Source organism: Lacrimispora xylanisolvens, from assembly GCF_002934545.1.
GTDB classification, from domain to species: Bacteria; Bacillota; Clostridia; order Lachnospirales; family Lachnospiraceae; genus Lacrimispora; species Lacrimispora xylanisolvens.
The window spans coordinates 140,565-166,581 of the sequence record NZ_PTJA01000002.1 but is presented as its reverse complement, the minus strand read 5'-3'; the positions used below and the strand labels follow the sequence as shown (position 1 = coordinate 166,581).

Genomic DNA, 26,017 nt, shown 5'->3' with positions numbered 1-26,017 from the left:
CCGCTTTACGGCTCATTTAAATCCTGTACTTCAATGGATTTAATATAAAATTCCTGTCCTATTTCAGTGGGTGTTCCTTCACCCTTACAAAGGGGGCACTCAAAGGTAAAGGGCTTTCTGACAAACAGCTGGCCGCAGCCTGTGCACCGCAGTTTGGGAACTACCCTCTCGATATGAAGCTTTGCATGCTCACATGGAGTTCCCTCCGCAATCAGCTCAAAATAGAGTTCAATGGAGCTTGCCACATAACCACAGTAATCTCCCACAACCAGATTGATCACCTTTACCTCAGATGCACCATTGTCCTTTGCATATTCTCCGGCGATTTCTATGATTCGCCTGGTGATTGGATATTCGTGCATTTTACGTATTCATCCCTTACGTTCCCATATGATGGAGCCGTGTACTGATTTTCCATGGTAAGACATTTTTTCGGGCAGACCTCACTGCAGTAACCGCACTGGATACATTTCAACCGTTCAATGCTCCATGACGTCTTTGCCTTATCAGTCTGAATCGCTCCGGTCGGGCATCTTCTTTCACACATACCGCAGAAAATACAGTCATCAATGGAAATTCCAATTTTTCCTCTGGTCCGTTCATAGGTTTCCTTCTTCTTTACCGGGTATGGCACGGTATAGGGACCATGGAATATATTCTTTAACAGTGTCTTTGACATCTTAAATACAGACATAATACCCTCGATTCTGCTGCTTATGACAGCATTTACATGTTATCCTGTTACCTGATTGGCTGTACCTCTGTTTGTTACCGCTCGGTACAGCTGATACAGGGATCTATGGTAAGAATCAATATGGGTACGTCTGCCAGCGAGCAGTTCTTTAGTGTCTCAAGCAATGCAGGCAAATTGGCAAAGGTAGGAGTCCGGACTCTTACCCGGTCCAAAAATTTGGTTCCATTTGCTTTGGTATAATAAACAACCTCACCGCGGGGCTGCTCCAGCCGGATAAACTGTTCTCCGTTTGGAGTTCCTTTTACTTTCACGTTAATATCACCGCCAGGGATTATATCGATACACTGTCTGATTAAATCGATTGACTGGAACATTTCCTTGATTCTTACCCTGGTTCTGGCATAACAATCCCCGCCATCATTGGTAATTGGTTTAAAATCCAGCTTGCCATATGCACTGTATCCCTGTGTTCTCATATCCATTTCGATTCCGCTTGCTCTTGCCATAGGACCTACTGCACCTAAATCAAATGCCATCTGTTTTGTCAGAACTCCCACACCTTTGGTGCGCAGCTTCACTGTGGTATCGTTGATAAAGACACTGGTTGTCTCTTTTAATTCCTTTTCCATTTCAGTTAAAACTGTTTTAATCTTCATTAACGTCTCGGGACTAATGTCTTTTCTTACTCCTCCGATATCACATACGGAGAAAATGACACGTCCGCCTGTGGTCTCTTCAAAAATATCCAGAACCTGCTCCCTTAACTTCCAGGACTGCATAAACAGACTTTCAAATCCAAAGGCATCCGCCAGAAGTCCAAGCCAGAGCAGATGGCTGTGAAGCCTTGAAAGCTCTGCCCAGATTGTGCGTAAAAACTCGCCCCGCTCCGGCACCTCCACATCCATAATACGCTCAATGGACATACAATATCCCATTCCATGCATAAACGAGCAGATTCCGCAGATTCGTTCTGCCACGTAACAATACTGCTGATAATCTCTTTTTTCCACCAGCTTTTCCAAGCCTCTGTGAATGTATCCAATTCTAGGAATTGCTTCTACAACCGTTTCATCCTCCAGCACCAGATCCAGATGGATCGGCTCCGGAAGAACCGGGTGCTGCGGACCAAACGGAACAATTGTCCTATTTCCCATAAATAACCTCCATACTGATGCAGGCTGCCACAGCCAGCTATTCGTTCACGCCAAATGGTGTCTTCACCGGAATCTTATAAAGATTATCATTGAAATCCGGTATAATGCCTGTTATGTTAACTCCAAACAGTTCCTTTATCTCATTCTCATAAAGAAATGAATAGGGATAAAGAATGCTGATACTTGGCAGTTCGGTTTCCGTATCTGTGATCAGCCGGATATTCAGCAATTCGTAATCCTTATCAAAGGAATAGGTTAATTCCATTCCATTTTTATTGGTACAGGAAATTGCTACCAGCCGGTAACCATCATTTTTTATTTTCATAATCTCCGTCAGCAGATCATTGGGGGAGATTTCTTTTAATATCTGTTCTTTCATTTTTCTCCAATCCGCTTTTTCGGCATCGCTTTTTTCTTCTCTTCCAGAATATCAAGGGCTTTCACTACGCCATCGATAATGGATTCCGGACGTGCTGCACATCCAGGCACATATACATCAACAGGAATTACCTTATCAACACCACCAGCTACGTTATAGCATTCTGCAAAAATGCCGCCGGAGGTTGCACAGATTCCAACTGCTACCACTGCTTTGGGTTCCGGCATCTGTTCATAAAGCTGTTTCACAACCGGAATATTCTGTTCATTGACGCTGCCGGTAATAAGTAAGATATCCGCATGCTTGGGATTTCCGGTATTGATAATCCCAAAACGTTCCACGTCATATAATGGTGTCAGACACGCCAGTACTTCGATATCACAGCCATTGCAGCTTGTGCCGTCATAATGCAGAATCCAGGGTGATTTCTTAACCACATTCAAATTCATACGCACTCTCCTCAATTTTCCCGGGATTTCATTTCATAAAAAATGAAAGGATCACCAGATTCACCGTACCCATTACTCCCGTAACAATCCACGCAGAATTAAGTGCATGCTGCCATTTCAGCCTTGCTGCACAGTTATCTACAATTATTTCAAACAGATACACACCGAGACACACAATTGCAGCAACCACATGGCTGACTGGTGCAGAGGTGGCAAAAAATACATATACAAGAGATAACGATATGATCACCTCATACCAGTGAGTTACCTCAATCACAGCCAGATCCTTTCCGGAATACTCGGTGGTAATACCTTTGACGATCTCCTGATGTCCATGATGGGACATGCTTAAATCAAAGGGTGATTTTCTCAGTTTAAATGTCAGAACAAAAACCAGACCGATGAAAACCCCAGGCAGATAAAGAATAGATGGTTTATCAGCCATGACTATGTCTTTGATAAAGAAGCTTTTTTCCGCGTAGTAAAGGCCAATGCAGGTAAGAAGCACCATTGGCTCATAAGCCATAATCTGTAAGAGCTCCCGCTCCGATCCAATGGTGTTATATGGAGAATTTGACGCGTAACCACCCAGAACAAAAAATACAGATCCAAGTGTCAGTGCAAAGATTGCCAATAAAATATCGCCGCCTGAAAGCATGATGACTGTGGTAAACACAGCAAATACCATTGATACATACACGAAAAAACGGTGCATGGAATTGACTTCAATGGATTCCTTCTGCGTCAGCTTCAGCACATCGTAAAACGGCTGTAAAACAGGAGGACCCTGTCTGCCCTGCATGCGGGCAGTGATGACACGATCGATACCGGTCAGCAGACCGCCTACCACAGGTGCGAGAATTATTATCCCGATAATTCTTAGAACGTTCATCATGATGCAATCCCTCCGATCAGCAGTATCACTCCCCAAATGAGAATGACAAAAGATAAAATGTCACTAAAGAAGGATAACCTCTTTGTTCCAAAATAGCTGTCCATATACCAGTTATGAAGCTCCACCTGCCGCTTAGTCCCGCAGGCTCCGTAAAAGGTCTCATTGTCTCCCGTGTTTTCTCCTGCCATATAAATGGGAACTCTTCTTCGTTTGTCATTTTTATAAACCGGTATAAAGCTGATTGGCAGAATGATAAGCATACTTAACATATAAAGCATCAGTTTGATATCTCCCGATCCGATGGGCATCAAAGCCTGACCTTTAAAGACTTGGTTTAAATAAGGTATCAGGGCATATTTGGATACAATCGGAAAAGTAAAGCAGGATACAACAACCAAACAAGCAAGGATTGTAATGGGAATCTCCTCATCTAAGTGAAATTCGTTTTCACTTTGCTGCCTCATATTAACTTTTGACACCAGCTTACCCATCCACTTGGTCCAGTAAAACAGCGTGGCTGCGCTGCCATAAGCCAGGATAATGACGATCAGAATATTATTGGAGTCAATAAATGCTTTCATTGCCACCCATTTGGAAATCAGCATACCAAAGGGAGCAAGGAACATACCTGCAATTCCTATCATCATACACAGAGCCAGTTTTCTTGAAACCCCAAGAAGGATATCCATGTTTTCCACATTCCTGTTTCCAATCTGATGTTCCGCAGAACCAACAGATATAAAGAGCAGGGACTTTGATACTGCATGAAAAATAATTAAAAGGATTGCTGCCCAGATGGATTCTTCCGTACCAACGCTGGCACAGATAACGATAAGACCCAGGTTTGCCAGTGTGGAATAGGCCAGAATCTTCTTGGCATCGCTTTGGGAAATCGCCATAAAAGAGCATGCTAAAAATGTGACTCCTCCCACAAGTGTGACTGTTTTACCCACTGGCGAAGCACCAAGAAGGGGTGCCAGTCTGATAATTAAATACACGCCTGCCTTAACCATGGTAGCCGAATGGAGCAGAGCCGATGTGGGGGTAGGTGCAACCATGGCGCCAAGCAGCCAGGAAGAAAACGGCAGCTGTGCCGATTTGGTAAGTGCTGCCAGAGACAGCAGAAATACAGGAATCATAAGGTATGCATCTGGCTTTTGTGCTGTAAATACAGATAGTTCCAGTGTATGTCTGCTCATGCCGATAATAATGATTCCGGCAGCAAAAGCTGCTCCTCCTAAGAGGTTAATGAAAAGTGCACGGAACGAATTGTTTCTTGCCTCTTTCGTCTTTGTGTACCCAATCAGTAAAAAGGAGCAGAATGTAGTCAGCTCCCAGCAAAAATACATCCAGGTAAGCTGATTGCTCAGTACAATACCAAACATTGCAGAAAGGAATAGGAATAAAACTGCAAAAAAGAAACCCTTGCGATCCTCATACTCGGTATGGTGTATATGATAAGTTTTCATATAACCCACCGCATAAATGCAGATCAGGCTGCCTACCACTCCCACGATTACAACCATGATTGCAGTAAGTTTATCAAAGACAATCGCATTCTCCACTTCGATCTGGCTTTTTGCGGTCAGTTCAAAACAGAGTATGGCTGCAGTCTGTAGAAAAGAAAGAACAGAAATAGCATAATTTTTATAACGGATACCAATTGTAATAATATAAGCGGCGAGTACCACTTCCACAACCGCCATTACTAAATCGATTACAGTTTCCCAGCGGTAGGAATAAGCGATTCCCTTATGGAAAAACAGACAGACAACAACCAGCGTCAAAGCAGCTGTTATGCCTGCACTCACCCGGACAATTTTGTTTCTTACTTCGTCCTCTTTCACCAAAAGCACAGCAAGCGCTGCCAGAAGAGGAAATAATACCAATACCGTAATCGCACCCATACATTCATCACCTTACTTTTTATAATTTCTGTCAAGAATCGCTTAAAAATTATTTTTTAGTTATTTAAAATGTCGAAACCTAAGATGTCATATTACATAATTGATCAATTCGTGCTCATTATATCACACGAAAAAGGGATGTCAATGTTTTGTTTTGTGTACAATTTATACAGATTTAACTTATAAAAGCAAAATATGGAAAACCATTCCAGAAGAATATGAAAACTTTCTATTTTGAACAAGTTAAATATTTAACATGCAGAATTTTAACTATTTTTCGACATTCTTTTACGTTTTTTTAACAATTATACGCAAAAATATGCGGATTATTAATACGGGAAAAATGATGAGACTGGACTTTTCAAGTATAAAGAAACTGTTAAATAAATGCGGTTTTGCTGCATAAATGGGAATTGATAAGAAATCTCATTGATTGAACTAAAAAAGGACGCTCATCCGCTGTGAGCATCCTTTTTAGATTCTGTTTCATACATACTTATTCTTCTTCATGGAAGATAAATAGTTCCTCCACAGTGGCAGAAAATACTTTGGCTATATCCATGGCAAGTTTTAACGACGGATTATACCTTCCTTTTTCCAGATTAATTATTGTCTCCCGCCTCACTCCAACCAGTGCAGCAAGTTCATCCTGGGTTAAATTGAGCTTTGCTCTGTATTCTCTCATTTTAGTAACTAATGCCATGTTCCCATCTCCCGCTGTTCATTTATTTCCAGTACTACCAGACTGATTGTAAAACATACCATTGAGACAACATAGCATGAGATCAGTGCTATATTGACTGGCAGAATGGCTGGAAACAGGAAGTGTAAGGCAATGGCAAGGCTGGTAACCCCTGCACCGGAAAAGAAACCAAAACCAGCCGCTTTTGTGACATTTTGCTGAAACATCTCATCTGGTGTTACAAAAAAGTATCGGACGTATTGGGCAAAACCAAAGAAGCCAAAAAACGGTGCACTGACAGTAAAACCCATAAAGCCCAGCAACGCGAGAATGGATAAAAAACCTAGTTTGTTGACTTTCATGATAGACCTCCAATAGTGATATATTTATAACTTTATGTTATAAATATATCACTATAATATTCTCTTGTCAACATAAAGTGAATTTAGTGACTTAATTGTAAAGCGAGTCACAGTTTTTGTAAGCGAAATGCAACCTGTTCAAATCTCTTTTTTCGGTGTATGATATAAAAACAGACTAAGCAGGGATGAACCATGGGGCAAAAATGATTCAGGGTATGAACTAAAAATAGTCGGAATGGATTCAAAAGTTTCTCTTTATGCATCCGGAAAGCTGCGATATTGCAAGCAACAGGAATGGGAATCCAAAAAGAAATAAATAACCAGGCACTACATAGATTCTGTGTTGGAGCAATACTATAACGGTAATACCCACTGTTGTAATTCCAAAAAAAGGCTGTGGTTGCAGCAAGGAAAACCGAACGCAGTTTATTTATTGATATAGAAATCATAAATTCAATACTACAAAATACTGCCGCACTTAGCCCAGCCACCAGCATACTGCTAATCATAACAATATTACATATAAACAAAGAACTAAGGAAACGAAATTCAGAGTAGAACGGCTTGTAATAAATACCATTTATAAAAAGAGACACAGATAAGAGTATCATGGCTATCATCGCAACTATACTGACTACACTGCTTTTTTTCCTTCCATAACATGGTCCCAGAAATAAACAGCTAATAACCAGTATGCAGATGCCTGTGAGAATTAGGCTGAAGGAAAAGGGATTATATGTAAAGGTATCTTTTATCCATAAGGTGATACCATATCCCACCCCCTTCCCCATACCCTTTTTCTGTACAAATCCCAGTTTCAAGATTTGGGAGACAAGTAGGAACAATAAAGACGCAAAAGTTCCTGCTATAGAGATGATCCATCTCATTATTCTGTTGCTTGTGTTCTGCTGCACATCATATAAGGAAGCATTTTTCTCAGGAATACCGCCTATTTCATTAATTTCCTTCTGCATCAATGCCATAGAAACCGGCCAAGCAAAGAATGCCAAAATCAGAAATAACAGCTTTAAATTTTTAGGAGGCAGCCCTGCTTTGCTCCTTTCCTGATCCAGCACAATACCAATTTTCCAAGACCAAAAATAGATATAGATTCCACAGGTAAGCAGTTCAAACAGCAAAGATTTTATGCCAGAAGTCTTTTTATCAGGCTTTGCAAGTTCATTAACAGTGTCAGTAATCTGCACAAGCCAATAAAATCCGTACAACCCCAAAGTTAATATCGTCAATAAAACACACATCAAGTAATTACGTTTTTTCACCACTTAATTCTCCTCATCTCATTTATAATAGTTAAAGGTAGGCGACCGGCTTTTTCCGTTGCACCTGATAACTGTTTGGATTGCTATTGCCTCCTGTTCGTCTTCCTGTTGCTTTTTCAGAAAAATATCGCATATAGGCCAGTTTTTCATATCCCTCAAGTCGCACAATCGCAACCATTTATAAATTCCTGAACTGGTAAATACTCGCCTTATTTTGCTTCAAAAGCAGGGATGAACCATCCATGGGGTCGAAAATGATCCAGGTTAAAGAGCCGGGGTCAAAAACCTCCCGTCTCGGAATACATCAGCCCGCAATGCGGACTGAAAGCACTTTTTCATCGGAGTCGGATTTTGGGCATTGAGGTCGTAAGCGGGGTCGCACTTGCAGAGAATGTCCATTTATGCAAAAGAATAACGGGGTTATTAACGGCTCCAGAAAATCGTAACCAGTTACCTTATCCTTATTTAACAGATACCCTATAATGAATTCTTGTTAATTCGATTCTTTACCCTACTTTAACTCCTTTAAACCAATTTGAAAAGAAAGGATTTATTTATCTGATAATATTTTCCTGTCATGTTCCTGTACTTGCATTCCCATTTAGTATGGGCTAAACTATTAAATCATCCCTCCCCCTGCATAGCAGGAGATATTTATACTGCCACACAAGAATGGATAGGAATTAAAACGAACCCCACCCCAACTATTGACCAAGACCCTACTGGTAACTATTAAGTTTTTTTTAATCAATCTGATAGTTTTTTATTCACGTGGATTTTTATAACACCATTCTGAGTCAAAATTCTCACTCTTAGCTATTTTTTCAATATCCGTGAATGTATAATGCCATTTTAATTCATCATAAAATATGTCGTCCAAGTTTAATTTCATATACTCATATATAAAATTTAAGAGCATTTTACACGACCTAAAATCCTCAATATTTATACATTGCTGATAGTTATTTTTCTCATCAATAAAATTAAACATTCCATCTACCATATTATGAACATCATTATACACATACATGATAAACTGATTATCAGTCTCCACTTCAGTATCTTTAAGAACAAATGTTACATATTCATATGTTCCATTATTATTCTTTTCATATTCCATTCCATCTAAACAAATAATACTTGCTTCGTTAGCTGCACACCTGATATCATATATTAACTTATCAAAGTCAAATTTCTCCTTCTTCTTTAACAGTATTCCAGATAATCCCATTACTTAATCATTCCTTTCAATTCATTTATATCATTAACAACAGTAACACCCATATCTTTTATTCGTTCTAGCAATTTCACATTATTCGGATTAGCCATATCTATAGGTTCACCAATATACAATATAGCCTGCTTGTTTCCAGTATTTATATATGTATTTTTAGAACTATCAATATACTTATATAATTGCTTTTCTTTTACCGATGAAATTGATGCTTTTACTTCAATTAGACTATTTTCTGTTGCAACATCAATATCTCCCAAAAGATTTCCATTTGAAGACTTAATTTTATTACCAAAATCTGTTATTGTGGCATCAGTATTATTTTTTATGAAATCTGCTACTTTTGCCTCTGTACTTACTCCAATATCTGCACTATCTAAATTCTTACTTATTGAATCAGCAATAGATTGTGGTGTTTGTTTTGGAACTCTTATTACTGTACCTGATTCATTGACATAATCTACAAACATATCTGTTTCTTTTACAATATTTAAAGAATTTTTACCAGCATAACCCGCCCCCTCAGGTGGAGTACTGAGATATCCGACTAACGGTAAATTTTCGTATTCAATTAAAAAAATTATAGCACGCCTTTGTGCCGTTTTTAAATAGAAAAATTACTGTTCCTCTTTTGGAATCGGTTCACGGTATTCCGTCTTGTTTTTCATCATTCCGTACACAATGTTCACCAAACGGCGCATGATACAGACCAGCGCTTGAGACTTTGTCTTTCCTTCACCGATTTTCCGCATGTAATAATCATAAAATACCGGATGATTGGGTATTCCGTTCTTTGGCTTCGATACCATGGTTACTGCCAGGAAATAAAACAATCCATGCAACTGGCGGTTTCCTTGTCTGGAGCTTTGCTCCTTGCCTTTTCCGGCGGAACTGAACTTTACAGGAGCCACTCCCGCGAATCTTGCCAGCTTATCTGCACTGGGAAATCTTCGAATATCTCCGATTTCTGCAATCAGCTTGCTGGCTATAGAAGTTCCAATCCCTGACATACTGGTCAGTTTATAATCAAAGCTAAGCAGGATTATATCGATTTCTTTATCAAGCCCTGCTAATTCTTCTTTTTGATGTTCCAAATCCCGTACCAGACTTGTTGTGATAAAATCTCTGGATTCCTGATATTCCCGAAAGGTATTTCCATCATTCTGAACACAGTCCAGAATCAACTCCGCTTTATCTTTCTTGGCAATACGGGATATTTCCTTAAATTCGATTGTTAGGTCTTCTGCCGTTTTTCCCTGTAAGTGAACAGGGGATGGGTAGGTTTTCCAGAAATACATGGCACATTTTCCGTCTATTTCGCTGAAGAACTTACTGTAGCTGGGATAAGCTATGGATATCTGCTCATGGAGTCCGTTCTTAAAGCGAATACCGTCTTTCACCAATAAATCTCTCCGATTTACTAATTGAGCCAATGTCCATTCGTTATCTTTTGGCTTAGCATCTGGCAAAGTATGTAACTGGTTTATGAGTACCGTTGCCACACAATACGCATCATGCTCATCATTTTTACGGAGCATGGGTGCACTTTTTCTCTGGTCATAAGCCAGAGCTGGATTAATGTCTTTTACAATGTAACCTTTTTCAATCAGCCAGACAGCTAAACTTCTGCCGTAGCCGTATGCATTCTCCAATCCGTAAATAGGTTCAAGCCCAAGATGATTGGATTTTCTCTTTACCTTTTCTGCCAGCTTTTTAAATTCACTAGGCTTGTTTTCTATCACTACTATCTCTAACTTTTCATTCCAGCAGTTTACCATCACTGCGGTATGACTTTCCTTATGCAAGTCAATTCCTACATAAAGCAAATTTTCTCTTTTTTGCAATTCTCTCCCTCCAGATCTTGCTTCCAACCAATCAGTTCCCGTACCGGCAACCTCAGATGACAGCGTTAACTCTTCACGAGTCCGCAAGGGGGCGACAGCCAATCTACAACAAACCAATGGGTGGATGGACAAGTTATTTCTTTTATTGGTTGTTGATGTTAACTCTGTATGGAATGGATTGCAAGTCATTTCTGGATTTAGTTTCAGGAGAAAGGAACGGCAGAAAAAGAAACAGAAAAGGGAGTTACAGAAGAAGTGTTTTCACCCCCTGTAACCCCCGGCAGCACCATTTTACCATAGAACCAGTTTGAAGTAAATTCATGGTTCACCATGAACCATAGGGTAGATGATCTGACTAAGCTTCTGGTGGAACAGAATCAATAGACCACTTTCGTTTTGCCCTGTGTCGCAAAATATCACCCCTGTGTGGCCTTTAAAACCACTGGTGGAACATATATGCCATTCAGGCAATAAAGCACCTCGTTGGGCAAATTTGAAAAATATGGATTTTCCCTTTGCACCTAATAACTGTTTGGATTGCTATTGCCTCCTGTTCGTCTTCCGGTTGATTTTTCAGAAAAATGTCGCATATAGACCAGTTTTTCATATCCCTCAAGTCGCATAATCGCAACCATTTATAAATTCCTGAACTGGAATATTTTCACTCTATTTTGCTACAAAAGCAGGGATGAACCATGGGGTCGAAAATGATGCAGGTTAAAGAGCCGGGGTCAAAAACTTCCCCGACTCGGCTAACATCAGCCCGCAATGCGGGCTGAGAGAACTTTATCATCGGGGTCGGATTTTTGGCATTGGGGTCGTAACCGAGGTTGCGCTTGTAGGGAATACTCATTTATGCAAAAGATTTACGGGGTTATGAACGACTCCATTTAAACATTAGCATATTCAAACCAAAACCTTCAAAAGGGGTGATTTTAAAATTCCTATCAATTTGGGGGTTTAATAATTCAGGATAATTGCCTATAATTAATACTATAATAATTTTTTAAGTGTTATTAAATCTTGATAAAAGTTGTTAAAGTCATTATTAAGTTCCTCTTTGTAAAAACTTATATTCTTATCATCTATTAATTCCAAAAGCCTATTTTTTAAAAACTCTATTTTTTCCTCAGCATTAATTAAAATTAATGCGAAATTTACATAAATACAACACTCTTCTGTTTCTGTTGAACTATCATGTGTTATGTAATCCTCTAGTGTCGCATAGAATGCGTCTTTTGCAGTGTAATTGGCTCTTTTGTATAAACTGTCAAATGAATCTTGCATATCTTCTTTAATTTCTAAATAAGTTAAATCCATTGCTTAATTCTCCCTTCACATTTCTAATCCTTAGTAAGAATATTTAATTTAATATTAGGAAACTTCCTTTTAAATTCAAAAATAATATTAGTACAACTTTGGCAAGCTGGTAATTCTGTAAATAAATCTATGGTTCCGGAGATATTTGGATCAGTTATTTGCGAAGCAATATCTTCTAAAATTTTAGCTTCTGTATCATGGAATCGGTCAAATGGAGTACCTGTTAGTGTAGATGATGCTGGTTCATAAGTTTTAAATATTCTATCCCCTTCTGGTTTCAATAAAGAAAAATCACTTATATCTGCGCCCTTATCTAGTGAGGAATTAATCTTACTATGAGCGCTAAACTCTTTTTTAATCCCAGGAATATCAACCTCTGCTGTAGCCATATTACCTTTATTTTTAAGTGGATTATTAGGCATTTGTTCTCTTATATTATTAATTTTATCGGTAAGACTCTTTTTTAGGTTACCCGTCCCCTCAGCTACAACTTTGGTACTTCCGTTTCTAGCACTTCTATTCGCCCCATCCATAACATCATCAATATACCTGACATAAGATGAAGCATTTCCTGCATCATCAACTATGCTAAATGTTATCTTACCAGCATCATCAAAATATCCCCCTCCCGCAAATGCCAATCTATAGCCATCTTCCCCACGCATGCCGCTGCTTAGAAGATCCAATGCGTCATCGATATGTTTTCTTAAAAATGCGGCTCCGTCTGACGAAGTTTTATATACCAATTCCAGACCTTCCACTATCTTCTTTCCGTCTTTTCCAAGCTTCAGAGCCAAATCTGTACTGGCTCCCATTACCGCCTTGCCGCCTTTTCCTATCAGATCACCGATCAGCGGTGCTGTACAAATTAATGAAAGTACTGCTTCCTTGCCATTCCCCCGGCACGCATAAATAAAGCAATTAAGAAGATCCGCCGGCTCTAGAATGATACCTGCAACATCAAGCATATCCTGGAATCCATCGAGAGTGCTCATGTGCTCCCAAAATTTTTTTAATTTAGATTTTCCATATGTCTCGTCCAGCCAACTGTCATAAAAATTCAGGACTGGCTGCCCAATTGGATTCTCGTACTCACCTTTACCATACACATTATCTTCGAAATAGTGAAACAGCTCCTCACTGAAAAGAATATCGTCATACCCCTCTCTTCGTATTATGCTTCCATCTGAAGCATATATAGGAGGTATTGTCTTTTTCGATTTTTCATAGATCCCAAGAATCTTCTCAACAGCATCTTCCCTAACAATTTCATGGGGTACATTTTGAGGGCTTTCTATGTAGATTTCTTCTGCCTTCATATGAACTGCCTCTGGTAACAGGAGAATCCCGCTCTCTTCACAGTTAATCCAGACATATTCCTTAGCATTCATTTCTATATTTTTGCCATACCCCAGAATATTTCCTGTCTCAAGTGATAAATTTCCAGAACTGGATATATTAATCCCACTCCCAGTAACGCTTACTCTTGTCTGTTTTTTGTTTGACAAGCTGACTCCACTTCCATTAAGTATCAATTTCTGATTTCCAGGTGTTGTCCAGCTCTTTGTTTTTGAAAGCGGCTGGGATGTTGCCTGACCATCTCCTCCAGCCGATAATTTCTTCCTTCTTAATTCTTCCTTTTTTTCTTCTGACGAGGCCTTAGCCACAATAGACGTGATCCTATCTTCTCCTGCATCTGCTCCTCCCAGGATATAACGGTCTTCTTCCCGCATAGTTGGAAAATACAGGTACTGGCCGTCACCCTTCTCTGGCTGTCCACTGTAGCCTTTTCCACCACCTGCATAATATACCGGCTGTACATGCCAGCTCTCCACCATTCCTTCTATATCTGTATCCAAAGCAAGCATTGTAGATGTCAGGGAGGTTCCCAGTACCCTTCCTGGTATGGCTGCTCCAGCCAGCCTAAGATTGTCCATCCGCTCCATTTTACAATTTACTGACGGTCTCAAACTATAATCATGAACCCATTGACCACCTTTTAAGTAAGAATTCTTTGCTGTTACTACCAGATGAACTTTTAGAAATTTTATAATATCTCCAAGAAAATAATTTTCATAACGGTCTTTGACCTCTATCTCCAGTCCCTCTGAAAGGCCTCCCGTAGTCTTATTATCCAGGTTCTTGCAGGTTTTATCAAGACTTTTTTTAATCCGGTACTGTTCCGCATCCAAAGGCTGAGCTTTTCTTCCAGCAGGCAGTCCGATAAACATCTTTGCTCCTGGAAAACGTACTTCCGGCATAATTGGATGCCCATAAATAGATGCTACTCTGCGTAAGAATTCCCAATCGCTCTCCTGATACTGCATCAGAAATCTTCCCACTGGTTCGTCACGCCCTTCACAATTCCAGATATATGCCGCCTGGTAGGGAGACAGTATGCTGCGAACTAAACCGCCATATGTATTACTCTCCTGTTGAAAGGAACGATCTCTATTAAATCTATCCATAATGATTGTATAGGAATAAGCCTCCAATTTTACCACAGGTCTTCCATTAATAAGAGAAAACGCAGAGGAGGTTACAATTCCTGAAAAAATAGGCTCCTGTGTCTTACCTCTGGGAATCAGTGCAATCGGCAGATCTTCCCACTGCTTACTGTTTTCATCCCATTCTGTTCCATATTTCAGCCATACTTTCGCCTTTAAAAAACCATGCTTCCCAAAACTCTGTTGCAGGCTTACATCTGCCAGGGAACCAAAGCATTCTTTCCCAATCAATTCCAGACTTCCCTGTTCCAGAATCTCCATGTTCATTCCCCCTTCTTTAAATCTTCTCTCAGCGCTCCAAGAAATACATCCGCAACCCTATTTGCGTTCCTTGACTGTTCTTGTACAATATCTCCTAATTTGGGATCTTCCTCTGGATTATATGGCATATGATTTTGTATTCTTCCCGTAATCATGTTGTGTAAAACACCTATATTCTGTTCTGTAACAGATAGTTCATTCGGGTCATATCCCTGATCCCGGCAATATCTGTCTCTCCAATCCTGAGGCGGATAATTGACATATGATTCGTATCTTCCATAACTATCGTAATCTGGATCGCTATAAGAATTAAGGAAATTGTTTAGTAATTCATAGGAATTTTTTCCACGTTCCTGCCGGCATGCTTCCAAATATCCGTTATACATTCCCCTGTCTTCTGCAATAGTCTGGGATACGCATTCCCATTCATCTTTCGTTCCATTAAGAGCCTTATTGACACCCATCATATAGCTTAAATCAATAGGTCCATTCTCTCCATCATCAATATAAAGACCACGTTCAAAGTAATTAAATAGATTCGGATTTGTTTTTTCCAGATAAGAACAGAATTCACGATTAGTCTCATTGCTCTTATAATCCCAGCAAATGTCCTGACCTAAATATCCATTCCAAAGCAATACACTATCCATGAGTGCAGATTTCTGTTTTGGAGAAATTCCATGCTTACTAATATAATCATCTACAATACTGTTTAATTGCAAAAGCCTTTCCTGCATTTCCTGGATTAGTGCTTCTTGCGTCTGCCCGGAATCAACCAGGGAAATTATTCCTAAACCCGTCTCGCAAATTGTCCAGCCATCATCAAGTACCGCTTTATATCCTCCAAAAAAAACATCATCCTTCGCATTTTGCCATTGTAAGCGTACAGACATCTCACATGGTATATCATTACATAAGACCAACTGCTGTTGACTCTTCATTCCGTCTCTGTACTCACGCTTTACAGAAGCCACAAACGGGCTCCTGCACGAACCAAATATTCCATTACTACACAATTTCCCAATATCACATTCACTGGCAATCAGCTTATCCCCAATATAAATATGACGGTCATCCCATGGTTTTAATTTACATGTACAGTTCCCATACTGACAGTTTAAAAGAGCTTCTTCTATTACATACTTTTTTGACATCTCGAATCACCCCTGACTTATTTTAACCTTCGACCAGTTATATCCGGTTATATTTTCTCTTATCATTTCTTCCAATACATCTGCTGAAATAATCAGTCTGATGCGTCTGAGAGATCTTACGCCAAATACCCGGTTTGCACCAATGATTTTTTTATTTAAAACCAGTTCCCTGATATCACCATTCTTAAAATATTCTGTATCACTGTGGATTGCTTCCAGAATTCTTGGCATCATAAAACAATAGGGCAGAATTTGTCTCTGTTTTACGCTTCCAAATGCACATGGACGGTATCGGCCTCCTTTTTGGTATCTTTTCCAAATATATTTAACTGGGTCTGAAATCAAAAATGTATCACCATCATAAAATGGTAAAAACATTAAATAATCGTCCGGTTCCTTTGATATCCCAGAAAGAAAAAACGGTTCAGATTTTTCCCATATTTCGGTCACAGAAGGAACCTCCGGTTTTATCACATTCCACCAGTCATCCTTTTGCGTGATTCTATAATATTCCATTCCACCACCTGCCTATATTGTACGTGTACTCGTTGGTTACCATAATTACTTCAAACGGTCCTCTATATTCTCCTATCTGAATCTGAATTCCTTCCGATAGCTTAAGTTTAGTAAATTCTTCCAGGCTAATGATATGTACCAAAGATTCCTCCAAAAGATATTTCAGTAATCTGTTGCAGTTAATAAGTTCTGCAAGAATTATGCGGTCTAATTCCATTCCTCCAATCTTAAGGATATATTTCTTGCTGTCCTTCTTAACAGCTTCGCAGAACTCATTAAATTTTTCATAGAACCAGTCGAGACTAAGTTCACGTACTGCAATAGGCTGTGAAAGATAAAACAGACTTCCATATGCTTCCAAAATATAAAAAGGCTTATTGCTAAGTGCCTTTGACCGGATAAGTGAGAGCTGAATATAACGAACAGATTCTCCTGATTTTTCACATTCATTAAGCAATATAAGAAAATCATTTACGAAAGCTTCTATCCTCTTCTGTCTTAATTCTATTTTCAACTCATCTAAGGAACTTAACAAAAAAATCCTGGATCTTTCTCTAACATCTTTCTCTAAAAAAATCTTTAGTGCTTCCGCTTTCTCCATCAGATCCCCCCTATTTCTGGTCTTTATAGCACTGACTGCTTACCATGGACTGAATGATATTATAGTATCCCTTCTGCACTGCCTTTTCCATTTTGCTCCCTGTCGGGAAAAAAACCTTGCCCGCCGCACTGAAAATTCCATTTGATACGCTTTTTCCAAAATTATTTTTTAATTCTGACATAATAATAGCCTGTTTGGGGTTTGCTCCTGTCGTAACCATTTCTTTTGCTCCTTTATTCATTTATCTTTATATCCGTACCCTGTATTCCTATCTTCTCAGGCACTATTTCCAATCCACACTGATCACAATTTATCTGAATCTTTTCTTTTGCTGATATGTTAAGAGTCTTACCTGCTGATAAATTAATATCTTCTGCTGCATAAAAGGTTATTTTATTATTGGAGGTAATCGTAATATTCGAACCTGCCAAACCAATAAAGGTTCCATCATTACAAACGATAGACACACTGCCATTTGAGTCATCTAAAATCACCATTTTCCCTCCTTTTGTACATAGAACCTTTGTGTTTTCATTCGCAGCCAGGGTCTCGAAGTCATAATTAGGCTGAGCACTTTTTGCTGCTCTTCCAGAGGTCCCCCCCATACCTCTTTGGGCATTCCCACCATGATTTTCTGCCTGTCCTTGCTGCTGGATAGATGCCCCATCAATGTTTTCCTTATAGGTAACAGAAGCATTGATAAGCTTTCCGTTTTGAGGATTGGCCAGCATTTCCAATATTGGTGAAATGTCTATTTCTGTCCCTTCCGTTCCCTGCATCTGTTTAACAGAATTAGTTCCTGCCTGCTTACCAGCATCTCCAGAAGTATCATCTGTCTTTTGAGATGCGGATTCATTCACAGCCTTTTGCGGAACTGTTCTGACGGAATTCAATACAAAAGCATGATTCTCTATATTATCTGGAAAATATAAGTTTACTCGATCTCCATTCTCTGGCATGCAATAAAATGTGGAATAAAAAGTGGAGTAAAGAAACCAGCATTCGTTCTCATTTGACGCATCAATATCAAGAGATACCTTTATTTGATTATTCTTCACCTCTTTTACACTTCCAGGAAGCGATAGACCTGTTATAAACTTATTTCGTTCTTCCGGAGCATAAAATCCTTTTTTACCATATAGATAACACACCTGTGTAATTATATGGTTTTGTATTGCCACATCTGCTTTCTTAACGTAACATCTAATTCCCTTATAGAGTACACAGTCACCTACTTCAAAGACGGGAGTTTCCGTACTATCTACCTTCCATTTAAAATACTGTTGCTCTCCCTGATAATCATCTTCTGCTGTCTCTGATTTATTAATAGAGCTATGTATAATCTCTACCTGACACTCATCCTCCTTGGAGATTTCGAATACCTTAGTTTTCCAGATCACTCCAAATGTAAATTTTGCTCCTTTCGTATTATGACTCGCTACTAACGGGACATGAAGAAAGGAGGCTATCCTCTTAAGGAATTCCCAGTCTGTCTCATTGTATTGCACTGTAAAACGGTTTAAAAATTTTTCTGTCAGTTCAGGGTTTATTATGTAATTGGATCCCTGGTAATCTTTTATAATAAATTCAATAATTTCTTTATATGAGGCATTCTGCTTTTGAAAGGAACGATACTGTTTATTTTTATCCAGCAAGCTGCTAAATGACCTTGCCTCCAAATATAGTTCCTGGTATTGCTTTCCTTCAGATACACTAACCTGAATATCGATGTGAGTTACGATACCCCAGAAAAGATTTTCAGGCTGACCTGAGAGTTGTACCTGCACATCAGTTCTTGTGTCAGCAATAATAAGCTGACGATAGCTATTCTCCCTGACAACTCCCTGTATTTTCAGCTTTGTATGATCTCCTGCATTTTTTTGAATATTTATTATGGGATTAATTAAAAATATTTCTTGGGAATTTAACATAATTTTTACGTTTATATATTCTGTCATAAAATTTCCTCCTTCTTAAAATTACTTCAACATTAAATTACAGTAATTTTTATAATTACAAAATGATATATTTTAAATTATTATATCTTATATTGTAACATTTTTGGGCATTATGTAATAAATAACGCTCTACATGTAATTTTTGGTAAGGTTATGTCTATTCAGGGCACAAAAAAGCGGTACCAGAGATTTTTCTCCGATACCGCAATTTACATTATACTGTTGGTTCTGTATCTATTACTTCATCTGTCTTCTGCACCACCGTCTTTTCTTCCGGCTTAATAGTAATCTCCGGCACTCCCGTAATATTAATATTCCGGTTTACCTTCGCATCATAGGTCCCTGCCTTAACAATGTCGCCTAAATCAATTCCGGTTGTTTCCTTCATGGATTCAAACAGCTTTGCCATAACTGCCGGAACATTGCCGGATACGGAATCAAGACTGCCGCCTTCACCGCCTCCGATGATGGTGATCTTATCAATCTGGGAAAGGGGTTCTGCAATCTTTCCTGCTACTTCCGGTAATACCTTAATGATCATTTCAGCTACAGCCGCATTGTTATACTGCTGGTAAGCCTGGGCTTTCTTTTCCATGGCTTCTGCTTCTGCAAGCCCCTTTGCCTTGATGGCTTCCGCTTCCGCTTCACCCACCATACGAATTCCCTGGGCTTCCTGCTCTTTTGAGTAACGCTCAGCTTCTGCACTTGCCTTCTGGGCTTCTGCCTCCTGAACCTTTTCAAAACGCTTTGCTTCCGCGTTTTTCTGGCGTTCATAAAGCTCAGCTTCTGCCTTCTGCTGTCTGGCGAATTTGTCTGCTTCCGCCTTCTTTCTGATTTCTGCATCAAGGGCCTTTTCCATAACCTCGGCTTCCTTCTGCTTAATCAGAACTTCTTTTTCCTGCTTGGCAATATCAGCATCTGCGGATGTGACCTCAATGGTTTTACGTTGCTCTTCCTGCTGAATCTGGTATGCCGCATCTGCCTCTGCTTTCTTAACATCTGCATGCTTCTTTAAGTCAGACTTCTGAAGATCAAGCTCATTATTTTTGATCGCAATTTCACGCTCCGAATTAATTCTCGCATCATTGGCCTGCTTATCTGCGGCGGCTTTTGCAATGGCTATTTCTTTATCCGCTTCTGCTTTTGCAATGGCTGCCTTTTTCTTGATCTGTGAGATATTGTCAATACCAAGGTCATCAATAACACCATTGGCATCAGAGAAATTCTGTACATTAAAGCTGACTATATCAAGTCCCATAGCCGCAAGGTCCGGCATGGCATTTTCTTTTACCAGCTCCGCAAATTTTATACGGTCGCTGACCATCTCTTCCAGTCTCATGCGTCCCACAATCTCACGCATGTTTCCTTCTAAAACCTCTCTCGCAATCCGGCCTATGTATTCGGTATCCTGATTTAAAAAGTTCTGTGCTGCTAAAGAAAGTCTGTTTGGATCACTGCTTATTTTTACATTAACAGCAGCATCTACCTGAATATTAATATAATCCGCGGTAGGAACTGCGTTGGATGTTTTAACATCAATGGGTATTAATTTTAAACTCAACCGGTCCAGCCGCTCAAGAAACGGAATCTTGATACTGGCTTTTCCAATCACCGTCTTTCTTCTTAATCCGGAAATAATAAATGCCATATCTGGCGGAGCCTTTACATACCCAGACATCAGGATCCCCAGGATGCCTGCTATCAGAATAACGGCAATAATTGTGGAAAATAAACTCATAGTCGTCATATTCTTTCCCCCTTCTTTTGGTGTAATATTTTAAACTGTTTGTAAAATACAGTCTTATTTATTATAACAAACAAAATTCTTTGTTTCAATTCAACAATACTTAAGCTTTCCTTAACAAGTTATCGGAATTTTAGTTTTTCTTTCACACTATTTTTATTAATTACGTAGCACCATATGGATTCATCACGCTGGCATGTACCAGCGGAATATACTGATATGAGAGCGCTTATATGATTCAGTCAGGATTTTTTGAAAGGAGTCTTCATGAATATTCAGGATCTACATCTAGAGGCTGCAAAAAACAGCCGGAATTATAAAAGTTATGAAGAAATGGGGAAATATTATCACCAGAATGGCAATCTTAAACGGGCCTATCTCTGCTACGCTCACAGCCTGTTCCTGTGCAGCAGTAAAGAGGATACAAACCGGCTGACAGAAGTAATAAAAGACTGGGAAGAGTCGCATTTAAATGAATTGCCAAAAGCCGCCCTCATAATCCCCTCTGTCCCTGATTTAAATATGATGAAAGCCATCCTTCAGACATGTGTCTTAAGCAGGGAAGATGTTAAAACCATAATAGTTTCAGATGAAGAAGTATCTATGGAAGTCACGGAATGGCTGAAAGAGCAAAAGGAAATTAAACTTGTTTCTGTAAAAGGACTGACACCTGGGGCAGCATTTAATAAAGCCTGTGAACAAACAGAGAAACAAGAGGATTTATTAGCCCTTGGCAAGGGATCCGTCTTGCTTCCCCACGCAATGTTCCAGCTGCGTATGTCTCTTTATAAGGATGAATCCATTGGTGCAGTCAATGGGGTTACCAACGGGGTTGTTTTTGGACTGACTGATTTTATTACTCCCATTGACCGGGCCAGCGTTTATGCTGATGAACATAACCTTCCTGGTGACGAGCAAATGGATCCGGTTCTGATCCCTTCCTGCTGTACTATCCTTATACGAAGAGATGTCTTTGATAAAACGGCGGGATTTGATAAAAATTATCTTACCCAGGAAGTATCACAAAAAGATTTTTCTTTTCAGCTTCTTAAATTAAAAAAGATCACCTATTTATGCCATCATGGATATGTTTATACTTTTGGTCTAGAGCAGAGCAATCAGGCCCGCTGGTATGATTACAACCATTTCTATGAAAAATGGAACGTGCGGCTGAATTATTCTCTATTCCCACGTCCTGATATTCTGGCATTAATCAAAGATCCTGCTGACACGCCCATAAATGTATTAGATGTGGGCTGTGCCTGCGGTGCCTCCCTGCTTGCCCTTAAAAATAAATATCCCAAATCAACCCTCCACGGAATCGAGCTGGATGAAGGTTCCTGGAATATCTCTTCCCTTCTCTTTCCTGTCACTCAGGGAAATGTGGAGGAAACCCTGGATTATGAGGATGGGTACTTTGACTATATTATCTTTGGAGATGTATTGGAGCACCTTCATCAACCTGCCACTGTGCTGGAAAATATGAAACGGTATTTAAAACCAGGAGGCGCTATACTTGCCAGTATCCCAAACATCATGCATATCTCAATTGTCAGCAATCTGCTGAACGGATACTGGACTTATGAAGACAGCGGGATTCTGGATAAAACCCATCTTCGTTTCTTCACCAAGAATGAGATTGTACGGATGTTTTCCCAGACTGGTTACCAGATTGAAGATATTGGTGTGACCCGGATCTATATTACTCCGGAGCAGCAAAAGCTTATTGAACAGCTGTGCGCGATCAGTTCCAGCGGTATGGACGCATTTACCACTTACCAATATTTAATCAGAGCAAGAAAAAAATAAGAATTGCAAAAAAACAGGCTGTGTATTGTACAGCTTGTTTTTTTATTTCGAATAACTTTCACAATAACTGAAATAATAAGACTAAAAGCAAAAAGTGAGGCTTCTTATGAAACAGAAAACAAATGGTCTGACTGCAGGCCACTTAACAATGATGGCTTTGGGAACTGTGATCGGCGGTTCCTTTTTCCTCGGGTCTTCCGTTGCCATAAAGGCCGCTGGTCCCGGGATTATACTTTCTTACCTGATCTGCGGAGTCATGGTCTATTTCATCCTGTTTGCACTTTCAGAAATGACGGTCTCCAATCCTGCCTCCAGCTCCTTCCGGACATTTGCGGCAGAATATTTAGGTAAAGGCGCCGGATTTGTAGTGGGCTGGGTTTACTGGACCGGTATGGTAATCTCTATGTCAAGTGAAGCAACAGCAGTTTCCCTGCTGTTTCGAACCTGGTTTCCCACTGTTTCCATACCGGTTTTGGGGACAATTCTGATTTTGGGAGTGACCCTTATTAATCTTCTGGGAGCCAGTCAGCTCAGCAGTCTGGAAAGTCTTCTGGCTGGAGTGAAAGTTGTTGCTATCCTGGGATTTATTGTTTTCGGCGCTCTCTTTGTGTTTGGACTGATTCCTGGTTATAAACCTCTTGGATTCCAGGTCTTAAGGTCAGAACCATTTCTGCCCGGCGGTATTAAAAGCCTGGCAGGCAGCATGCTGATTGTCCTGTTCACCTATGCAGGATTCGAAATTATTGGACTTGCAGCCAGTGAAACAAAGGACAAGGAAAGAAACGTTCCCCGGGCAATTCATATGACTGTAGGCTGGCTGGTTACACTTTATATTCTCTGTATTTCCATGCTTCTGCTTCTGGTCCCTACCTCATCTTTAAGTGAAGAGGTAAGTCCCATGGTCACGGCATTAAACAGTTTCCGGATGTCTTGGGCGGGCACAGCCATGACAATCATCTTAATCAGTGCCATTTTATCCACAATGGTGGCTGCAATGTTTGGAATTGGAAGAATGCTTCGCTCTCTGGTGGAGGATGGCCTGGGACCCGCTTTTCTAAGAGACAGAACCGACGTTCCTTATCGCGGCATCCTTTTTTCCGGCTGCTCCATGCTGCTGTTTCTTTATGTTGGTCTGATTTTTCCTGAAGTTTATTTATTTTTAATCAGTTCCGGAGGATTTGCACTTCTTTTCACTTATATTATGCTTATGGCAACTCATATCCGTTTCCGGAAAAAGAACGGAAAACCGGAAGGAAACTGCAGATTGTGCGGTTTCCCATACAGTTCCTTATTTACCTTGGCAGGCCTTGTAGTTGCCATGTTCAGCATGCCATTTATAAAAGGACAGACACTGGGATTTATCGCCGGTCTGGCTTTGGTTGCATTTTTCTCAGCCTGCTATCCATTTGTGCGTGCCTCGGCAAAACGAAAGGCTCCCACTCCAAAGCGTATACAGGAAGAAACTGCAAAACGACGCCGATTATTAACAGAATTCTCGGAAGAAATTCATCATTCGGATATTCCGAAGAAATAAATGGTGTGGATATATGTAAAGCGTCATAAACCGGTTAAATACAGTCCGGTCTATGACGCTTTTAAATATTTACGCTCTGCTGCCTCTGCGTTTCCTTGCTGCCATTACCAGATGCTTTGCAAGAACCGCTGTCGTCACGGCTCCCACACCTCCCGGCACTGGGGTTGCCATGGAGGCAACGCCGTTTAATGATTCAAAATCCACATCTCCGCAAAGATTTCCATCGTTATCCACATTAATTCCTACGTCAATCACAACCGCATCTGCACCAACATAAGAAGGATCTATCATCTTTGCCTGTCCGGCGGCGGCTATTAAGATTTCTGCATTCTGACAGGTTTTTTCGATTTCCTTTGTCCGTGTATGACAGATGGTAACCGTTGCATTCTCCTTTAGCAGGAGCATGGAAAGAGGACGCCCCACTACCATGCTTCTTCCAACAACTGCCACCCGCTTTCCTGTCAGGGAAATGTCATTGGCCTTTAGCACCTCAATAACCGCTTCTGCTGTGCAGGGCGCGAACCCCTCACTTTCCCCGGCAAAAACCCGGGCTATATTCTCAGGTGAAATTCCGTCCAAATCTTTTTCTGGAAGAATCATACGCTCAATATCCCGTTCATGAATCTGTTTTGGCAGCGGACGCAGAAGAAGAATTCCATCTATGCCAGGATTCTCATTAATCTTTTTAAATTCTGCCTGAAAATCTTCATCGGAAATATCTGCCGGGTAGGAGAAGCTTTCTGCCTGCAGACCGAAGTTTTCCATTTTCTTCAATGCACCACGTTCATATGCCATATCATCAGGCCGTTCTCCTACCCTTACAATTGCAAGTCTTGGTATCGTTCCCGCAAGTTCACGTAAAAGTTCTGTTACCTCTTCTTTGATTTTCGCAGATACAACTGCTCCTTTTAATGTTATCACGCTACCCAGACTCCTTTATCTTTACTTTAACGCAGCTTCTACGTTTGCATATATCTCATCAGAAAGCTTCCAGCCCATCTCAGCAAGCATGTACGCCTCCTGGTCCAGCTTTTGGGCGGTTTCCCTTCGCTTCATAAATTTTGTATTGATCGATACGTTCATCTTTGCTCCTAAAAGTGCTGACCTGAGAAATGAAACGCCTACGCCTACATCACTGACAGCCAGCCTGCTGCCTTTGCGAGCCAGAATATCCATGATTTTAATTGCCTCCACGGCCTGTTCCATCACAGCTTTGGGAACCAGGCTGGCTGCAAGGAGATGGGTCTCTAAAACTTCTTCCTTATGCTTTTTTTCTTCTTCCGTTCCGGAAGGCAGGCCATAGGCGGCTGCCAGAGGTGCAAATACTTTCGCATCTTCATCAGCCAGTCTTAGAAATTCTTCTCTCATTTCCTCCAGCTTAACCAAAAGAAGCTGCATCTCTTCTTCCACATCTGCATACTTTTTTTTCCCCAGAGTCAGATTAATTACCATCTCTCCCAGTGCCACACCCTGGGCGCCTCCAAGTGCTGCCGCACCTCCGCCTCCCGGTGTTGGTCTTTTGGATGACAATTCTTCCAGAAACGCAGAAACTGTAAGATCCTTTATCATTTATAGGTTCCTCTCTTCCCGGCATTATTTTTTACCATTATATCGGCCTTGGGAAAAAAACACAAGGTTCTTTTTCGACAAATTTTTACAGCAGAACCTTGTAATGTTGGGGAATCGATGTTATTATTGTCGTTAACTAAAAACAGACTGTCACCTTTTGATTC

Annotated in this window: 25 protein-coding genes; 2 read left to right on the top strand and 23 right to left on the bottom strand. The window is 40.2% G+C overall.

The window, feature by feature from the left end; genetic code table 11:
* Positions 1-5 precede the first annotated feature (5 nt).
* The 21 genes from BXY41_RS04100 to BXY41_RS03995 all read right to left on the bottom strand — a co-directional run bounded on the left by BXY41_RS04100 (position 6) and on the right by BXY41_RS03995 (position 20,935).
* Positions 6-362, bottom strand: coding sequence for a hydrogenase maturation nickel metallochaperone HypA/HybF (locus BXY41_RS04100; RefSeq protein ID WP_104434952.1), 357 nt, complete (start codon positions 360-362; stop codon positions 6-8).
* Positions 329-694 carry a 4Fe-4S binding protein gene (locus BXY41_RS04095; protein WP_104434950.1) on the bottom strand — a complete coding sequence of 122 codons (366 nt, stop codon included), beginning with the start codon at positions 692-694 and terminating at the stop codon, positions 329-331. Before BXY41_RS04095 ends, BXY41_RS04100 begins: the two co-directional genes overlap by 34 nt.
* Positions 695-768: 74 nt before the next feature.
* Entirely contained in the window at positions 769-1,848 is a 1,080-nt protein-coding gene (locus tag BXY41_RS04090; protein ID WP_104434948.1) for a hydrogenase large subunit, read from the bottom strand.
* 37 nt (positions 1,849-1,885) lie between these two features.
* Positions 1,886-2,227 (bottom strand): NADH-quinone oxidoreductase subunit C, encoded by a 342-nt coding sequence (locus BXY41_RS04085; RefSeq protein ID WP_104434946.1) that lies wholly within the window; start codon positions 2,225-2,227, stop codon positions 1,886-1,888.
* A complete protein-coding gene (locus BXY41_RS04080; RefSeq protein ID WP_432765495.1) occupies positions 2,224-2,676 on the bottom strand; it encodes an NADH-quinone oxidoreductase subunit B family protein in 453 nt (150 codons plus the stop codon). The genes BXY41_RS04085 and BXY41_RS04080 overlap by 4 nt, the downstream gene beginning before the upstream one ends.
* A 28-nt stretch (positions 2,677-2,704) precedes the next feature.
* Positions 2,705-3,571 carry a respiratory chain complex I subunit 1 family protein gene (locus tag BXY41_RS04075; RefSeq protein ID WP_104434944.1) on the bottom strand — a complete coding sequence of 289 codons (867 nt, stop codon included), beginning with the start codon at positions 3,569-3,571 and terminating at the stop codon, positions 2,705-2,707.
* Complete coding sequence (locus BXY41_RS04070; protein ID WP_104434942.1) at positions 3,568-5,478, bottom strand: proton-conducting transporter transmembrane domain-containing protein; 1,911 nt, start codon at positions 5,476-5,478, stop codon at positions 3,568-3,570. The genes BXY41_RS04075 and BXY41_RS04070 overlap by 4 nt, the downstream gene beginning before the upstream one ends.
* Positions 5,479-5,974: 496 nt before the next feature.
* On the bottom strand, positions 5,975-6,181 hold the full coding sequence (locus BXY41_RS04065) for a helix-turn-helix transcriptional regulator (protein WP_104434940.1): 207 nt from the start codon (positions 6,179-6,181) through the stop codon (positions 5,975-5,977).
* Positions 6,172-6,522 (bottom strand): DUF3796 domain-containing protein, encoded by a 351-nt coding sequence (locus BXY41_RS04060; protein ID WP_104434938.1) that lies wholly within the window; start codon positions 6,520-6,522, stop codon positions 6,172-6,174. The genes BXY41_RS04065 and BXY41_RS04060 overlap by 10 nt, the downstream gene beginning before the upstream one ends.
* Before the next feature lie 107 nt (positions 6,523-6,629).
* Complete coding sequence (locus tag BXY41_RS04055) at positions 6,630-7,802, bottom strand: DUF4234 domain-containing protein (RefSeq protein WP_146088550.1); 1,173 nt, start codon at positions 7,800-7,802, stop codon at positions 6,630-6,632.
* Between the two features lie 763 nt (positions 7,803-8,565).
* Entirely contained in the window at positions 8,566-9,033 is a 468-nt protein-coding gene (locus BXY41_RS04050) for a hypothetical protein (RefSeq protein WP_104434934.1), read from the bottom strand.
* Positions 9,033-9,506, bottom strand: coding sequence for a hypothetical protein (locus tag BXY41_RS04045; RefSeq protein WP_104434932.1), 474 nt, complete (start codon positions 9,504-9,506; stop codon positions 9,033-9,035). The genes BXY41_RS04050 and BXY41_RS04045 overlap by 1 nt, the downstream gene beginning before the upstream one ends.
* Before the next feature lie 147 nt (positions 9,507-9,653).
* Positions 9,654-10,880: an IS110 family RNA-guided transposase gene (locus tag BXY41_RS04040; RefSeq protein ID WP_104434930.1), complete on the bottom strand. Its 1,227-nt coding sequence runs from the start codon at positions 10,878-10,880 to the stop codon at positions 9,654-9,656.
* A gap of 993 nt (positions 10,881-11,873) precedes the next feature.
* Positions 11,874-12,200, bottom strand: coding sequence for a hypothetical protein (locus tag BXY41_RS04030; protein WP_104434926.1), 327 nt, complete (start codon positions 12,198-12,200; stop codon positions 11,874-11,876).
* 23 nt (positions 12,201-12,223) lie between these two features.
* Positions 12,224-14,968 (bottom strand): deaminase domain-containing protein, encoded by a 2,745-nt coding sequence (locus BXY41_RS26985; RefSeq protein ID WP_242980033.1) that lies wholly within the window; start codon positions 14,966-14,968, stop codon positions 12,224-12,226.
* 2 nt (positions 14,969-14,970) lie between these two features.
* The gene (locus tag BXY41_RS04020) at positions 14,971-16,122 is read right to left on the bottom strand and encodes a PAAR-like protein (protein WP_104434924.1); all 1,152 of its coding nucleotides are present in this window, start codon (positions 16,120-16,122) and stop codon (positions 14,971-14,973) included.
* A gap of 6 nt (positions 16,123-16,128) precedes the next feature.
* Entirely contained in the window at positions 16,129-16,638 is a 510-nt protein-coding gene (locus tag BXY41_RS04015) for a hypothetical protein (RefSeq protein ID WP_104434922.1), read from the bottom strand.
* Positions 16,625-17,239, bottom strand: coding sequence for a hypothetical protein (locus BXY41_RS04010; RefSeq protein WP_104434920.1), 615 nt, complete (start codon positions 17,237-17,239; stop codon positions 16,625-16,627). The genes BXY41_RS04015 and BXY41_RS04010 overlap by 14 nt, the downstream gene beginning before the upstream one ends.
* A gap of 10 nt (positions 17,240-17,249) precedes the next feature.
* Positions 17,250-17,459 carry a hypothetical protein gene (locus tag BXY41_RS04005; protein WP_146088549.1) on the bottom strand — a complete coding sequence of 70 codons (210 nt, stop codon included), beginning with the start codon at positions 17,457-17,459 and terminating at the stop codon, positions 17,250-17,252.
* Between the two features lie 13 nt (positions 17,460-17,472).
* Positions 17,473-19,197 carry a contractile injection system protein, VgrG/Pvc8 family gene (locus tag BXY41_RS04000; protein ID WP_104434916.1) on the bottom strand — a complete coding sequence of 575 codons (1,725 nt, stop codon included), beginning with the start codon at positions 19,195-19,197 and terminating at the stop codon, positions 17,473-17,475.
* A 214-nt stretch (positions 19,198-19,411) separates the two neighbouring features.
* The gene (locus BXY41_RS03995; RefSeq protein ID WP_104435623.1) at positions 19,412-20,935 is read right to left on the bottom strand and encodes a flotillin family protein; all 1,524 of its coding nucleotides are present in this window, start codon (positions 20,933-20,935) and stop codon (positions 19,412-19,414) included.
* 273 nt (positions 20,936-21,208) lie between these two features.
* Between BXY41_RS03995 and BXY41_RS03990 the strand changes: the two genes are divergently transcribed.
* Together BXY41_RS03990 and BXY41_RS03985 are read left to right on the top strand one after the other, a co-directional pair.
* Positions 21,209-22,750: a class I SAM-dependent methyltransferase gene (locus BXY41_RS03990; protein ID WP_104434914.1), complete on the top strand. Its 1,542-nt coding sequence runs from the start codon at positions 21,209-21,211 to the stop codon at positions 22,748-22,750.
* A gap of 106 nt (positions 22,751-22,856) precedes the next feature.
* Entirely contained in the window at positions 22,857-24,284 is a 1,428-nt protein-coding gene (locus BXY41_RS03985) for an amino acid permease (protein WP_104434912.1), read from the top strand.
* 69 nt (positions 24,285-24,353) lie between these two features.
* Here the strand turns inward: BXY41_RS03985 and BXY41_RS03980 are convergent, their stop codons facing one another.
* Positions 24,354-25,205 carry a bifunctional 5,10-methylenetetrahydrofolate dehydrogenase/5,10-methenyltetrahydrofolate cyclohydrolase gene (locus BXY41_RS03980; protein WP_104434910.1) on the bottom strand — a complete coding sequence of 284 codons (852 nt, stop codon included), beginning with the start codon at positions 25,203-25,205 and terminating at the stop codon, positions 24,354-24,356.
* A gap of 21 nt (positions 25,206-25,226) precedes the next feature.
* Complete coding sequence (locus BXY41_RS03975) at positions 25,227-25,853, bottom strand: cyclodeaminase/cyclohydrolase family protein (RefSeq protein WP_104434908.1); 627 nt, start codon at positions 25,851-25,853, stop codon at positions 25,227-25,229.
* Positions 25,854-26,017: the final 164 nt, after the last annotated feature.